Annotated in this window: 2 protein-coding genes; one reads left to right on the top strand and one right to left on the bottom strand. The window is 55.2% G+C overall.

The genetic code is table 11. From position 1 onward, the window contains the following. Positions 1 to 4,003, bottom strand: a 4,003-nt coding sequence (locus WC359_14790; protein ID MFA5401715.1) for a kelch repeat-containing protein, incomplete at its 3' end; no start/stop codon positions are given. A gap of 328 nt (positions 4,004 to 4,331) precedes the next feature. On the opposite strand from WC359_14790, the gene WC359_14785 reads away from it, so the two are divergent. Next, positions 4,332 to 4,478, top strand: a complete 147-nt coding sequence (locus tag WC359_14785; GenBank protein ID MFA5401714.1) for a hypothetical protein — start codon at positions 4,332 to 4,334, stop codon at positions 4,476 to 4,478. Positions 4,479 to 4,493: the final 15 nt, after the last annotated feature.

Genomic DNA, 4,493 nt, shown 5'->3' with positions numbered 1-4,493 from the left:
CAATAAGAACGACGCTGCCGTCCGGCAGAACCACACACTTTTGTCCTTGTCGTGCCGACCACCCGGCACTCGCAGTCACCTGCGTCCATGTGGTGCCATTATCAGCCGACTGCCAAACGTCATTCTTACGGTTGTTGCGGTCCTCCCCCCCCAAGAGGACGATATTGCCATCCGGCATTACCACGCTGCTGTGCCGCGATCTTGCCAACCACCCAGCGTTCGCACTCACCTGCGTCCATGTAGCGCCCTTATCAACCGACTGCCATGTATCATTTGTATAGCCGTTGTTATCCTCGCCACCTGAAAGTACGATACTGCCATCTGGCATTGCGACGCTTGTATGAGAATGTCGTGCCGACCACCCGGAGCTTGCGTTCACCTGTGTCCATGTGGCACCACTATCAGCCGACCGCCATGTATCATTCCTGAAGCTGCCATCCCAGCCTCCTGATAGGACGATGCTGCCATCCGGCAGTACCACGGTGCTGTGAAATTCTCTTGGTGACCATCCTGCACTTGCGTTCGCGAGCGTCCATGTAACGCCATTATCAGCTGACTGCCAAACATCATCTTTCATGCCGTCGGTTGCCTCGCCACCGGTCAGGACAATGTTGCCATCCGGGGTCACAACACTGCTATGCCACTGCCGCTCACTCCACCCGGCACTCGCAGTCAGCTGCGTCCATGTGGCTCCCTTATCGGTCGATCGCCACGTGTCATTCGTGAAGCCGCCACCTTCCAATCCCCCCATTATAACAATGCTTCCGTCAGGCATCGTTACTCCGGTATGACCTTCTCTTTGTGACCATTCGGCACTCGCAGTCTGCTGTGTCCATGCCTGCGTGTAATTTTCATCACCGAAGAACCACGCCCAGCCGGTGGGGGTTTGTGTGGACAGGTCAGTGAATGAAACCAGTAGCGGGACGGGTCCGGAGGTGATATTGGCGGAGAAGTCAGGTACTGGTGCCGGGACGCGAACCGTGATATAATTCGTCCGGACGGATATGTTCGATCCACCGGCATTCGTCGCGTTTAACGAAACCGTGTACGTCCCTGCTGCCGAATAGGTATGCACCGGATTCTGCATAGTCGCGTTTGTCAGGTTGCTATCGCCGAACGACCAGTTCCAGCTCGTCGGGGTGTTCGTCGAGGTGTCCGTGAACGTGACGGTCAACGGTGCGGTGCCGGAGGTGGGAGTGCCAGTAAAGTTGGCAACAGGTGCCGGGGTCGACTCACTAACATTCACCCACGTAATGCCGGATATACCCGCCCCGCCGCTGTTGATTACCGTTAAATTTACCGACCAGTTCCCGGCAACAAATGTCTGTGTGGCGTTATTGATTGTGCTGAACTGTTCCCACGCGGTAACGGTCAGGTTATTCCGTCCCCACGCCCAGCCAGCCGGGTAGTTTGTCGATGTGTCGTTGAACACCATCGTAAACGGTGCAACACCCGCCCAGCCCTGAGATGAACTATTTATTGCTACGGATGTGTTTGTGGAACTGAAACTCGCCATGGGTGCCGGACTCCGTCGGAACTCAAGGCGCGCCCCAACAGACGCACCCGAAGTCAATGTATCGCTACTCGCAAGCAGCTCCATGACTCCCGCACGCCCGGCATCATCCCAATCGCCGCCCGAAATCAGAATGTTCGGCGCACCGAAATTTGTACTTCGCGGATACGAAAAGAAATCCGATAGATAGGTTGTGTCTGAACCTCCAGTTGCATTTGATGGCAGGAATAACGGTCTGGCAACATCCGTGTTCAGTAAATTCGTTTGGTATCCGTCGGTGAGTGCAAGAGCTCCGACAGATTGCACGTCGTTTGCATCCAATACATCTTTGAAGGTTATTTTCTGACCGGTTACTCCCAATCCGGTTGCGTTGATGACATTCGTATTCGTTTTTATAGCGTTGAGCCCATCCTGGAACTGATACACATTCCCCCACAGGTTTTCAATACCCCGGTAGGATACAGAGGTTTTACCATAGAGACCCGTTCCATTACCCGTGGCATTAATTGCATAGATTGCGGTGTCGATTGATTCGTTTCCACTGATTGTAGGACCGGTATTGCCCTCAACCCAGCCCCTCGATCCCGTCCATGCAGCCTGACTGTTTAAGGTAACCATTTCGGTATAGAAGAGTTGCCGGAGCCCGGATACCGTCCAGACGTTGGTTATACCCCACCCGGCTCCTTTGTTTTCAGCATAGGTTCGTGCGGTACCGATAGTCATCGACACAGCCGGCACTTTTCCGGTTGCACTTTGTAATTTTGTGCCAACCAGAGTTGCATCGTATCTGCCGACGTAATAGTAGGTCGCTGGTGTACCTGCATCGGTTCCAGTACCCCGCTGGTTAAACATCGGTGCTACGGTATAATGGAGTGCATCTTGTGCACCGGGTGAAATCCAGTAAGAGAAATTCCCATTGGCATACGTGCTGCACGTATAAAATCGCGGGATTTCTACCATGACATCCCCGTATGTGCCGGATAAGTCTAATCCATCACCACGGTTGTTCGTGCCGTAGAGAACAGGCGTAGAGTTGCTTGCATTTACCACAACCGTTTTCATGCCACTCCACGGCAGATGGGTGTTGAACCAATCTCCGGTTGCATTCGGAATGACCGTCCCGTCCGAATCGATCTGGTACAGCCGGGGGGATGGATCGGAGGTGTTCCACCGGAACCCGATAACACCGGGAATTGGGTCACCCGTATACGTGTATGAAGTCGTGGCTGTGCCGCCAGGTGTAGTGACCGTGACCGTAACGGGTCCGGCTCCGGCTGAAGCGGCGGGGGCGGTCATATTGATCGTCGTTGCGGTGTTCGTGTTGATGGTCGCCGCTGCGCTGCCAAATGTTACTGAAGTCGCTCCCGCCAGGTTCGTCCCGGTGATGTTGACGAGTGTGCCGGCAGCTAACGGACCGGAATCCGGCGAGATGACGGTGATTGTCGGAGCGGGTAAACCAGTTACGGTAATATACAATGGTTTTCTTGTGCTGTTGTACCCGACAGTGTTGTACGCTTGAAGTGAAACATTGTACGTTCCCGTAGTGGTATAGGTATGCGATGGGTTCTCTTCCGATGATCCGGTGGGTCGGAACTGCCACGTGTCATTCTTGTTGACATTATTGGCATTACCACCCATCAGCACAACGCTGCCGTCCGGCATCGCTACACTGGTATGAGCGGCACGTTCTGCCCAACCGGAACTTGTATTCACCTGCGTCCATGTTGCGCCGTTATCCGTAGACCGCCACGTGTCATTAAATTGACTGCTGTCGGCCACCTCACCGCCCATCAGCACGATGCTGCCGTCCAGCATCGCTACACTGGTATGACCGGATCTTGCCGACCACCCGGAACTTGCGTTCACCTGCGTCCATGTTGCACCGTTATCCGTAGACCGCCACGTGTCATTAAATTGACCGCTGGCGCCCGCCGCACCGCCCATCAGCACAATGCTGCCGTCCGGCATCGCCACGCTGGTATGACCGGATCTTGCCGACCACCCGGGACTTGCGTTCACCTGCGTCCATTTTGCGCCGTTATTTGTCGACCGCCACGTGTCATTCACATAGTTAGTGGAGCTGGTCTGACCGCCCATGAGGACGATGGTGCCGTCCGCCATCACCACGCTGGTGTGACCGGATCTTCGCGTCCACCCGGAACTTCTGTTCACCTGCGTCCATGTTGCGCCGTTATTTGTCGACCGCAACGTGTCATTCATATAGATGGTGGAGGTGGTCTGACCGCCCATATTGACGATGCTGCCGTCCGGCATCGCCACACTGGTGTGACCGGATCTTCGCGTCAACCTTTCGGTCGTCCGCGTCCACGTAGCGCCGTCATCCGTTGACCGCCATGCATCAGTCACATAGTTGGTGGAGCTGGTCTGACCGGCCATCAGGACGATGCTGCCGTCCGGCATCGCCACACTGCTGTGACCGTATCTTGCCGTCCACCCGGCACTCGCGTTCGCCTGCGTCCATGCAGGCACCATCCAGTTCTCGTCGCCGAAAAACCATGCCCAGCCGGTAGGAGTGTTCGCGGTTGTATCCGTGAACTGGACGGCGAGCGGGGCTGTACCACTCGTTTTATCAGAGGTGAAACCGGCGACCGGCGCCGGTGCTGATACGTTGATGAACGTAACCTGGGTCGAAATGTTAAATCCGATGCAATTTGTCGCATTCAGGATGATCAAGTAGTTTCCAACGCCAAACGTTTGGAGGGGACTCTGGGTTGTTGCAAAGGTAAACGCCGTATTGTTCCCGGTTACATTCGTCGCGTTCCATACCCAGCGAGTCGGTGTATTTGTGGTTGTGTCAGTGAACTGGACAGCGAGCGGGGCGGTACCATTCGTTTTATCGGCGGTGAAACTGGCGACCGGAGCCGGTGCTGATACGTTGATGAACGTGATCTGGGTCGATAGGTTGAATCCGCCGCTGTTGGTTGCATTCAGGTTGATCGAGTAGTTTCCAACGCCAAAC

This window comes from Dehalococcoidia bacterium (genome assembly GCA_041653995.1).
Classification (GTDB): domain Bacteria; phylum Chloroflexota; class Dehalococcoidia; order GIF9; family UBA5629; genus CAIMUM01.
This window is presented reverse-complemented; position numbering and strand designations above follow the sequence as displayed.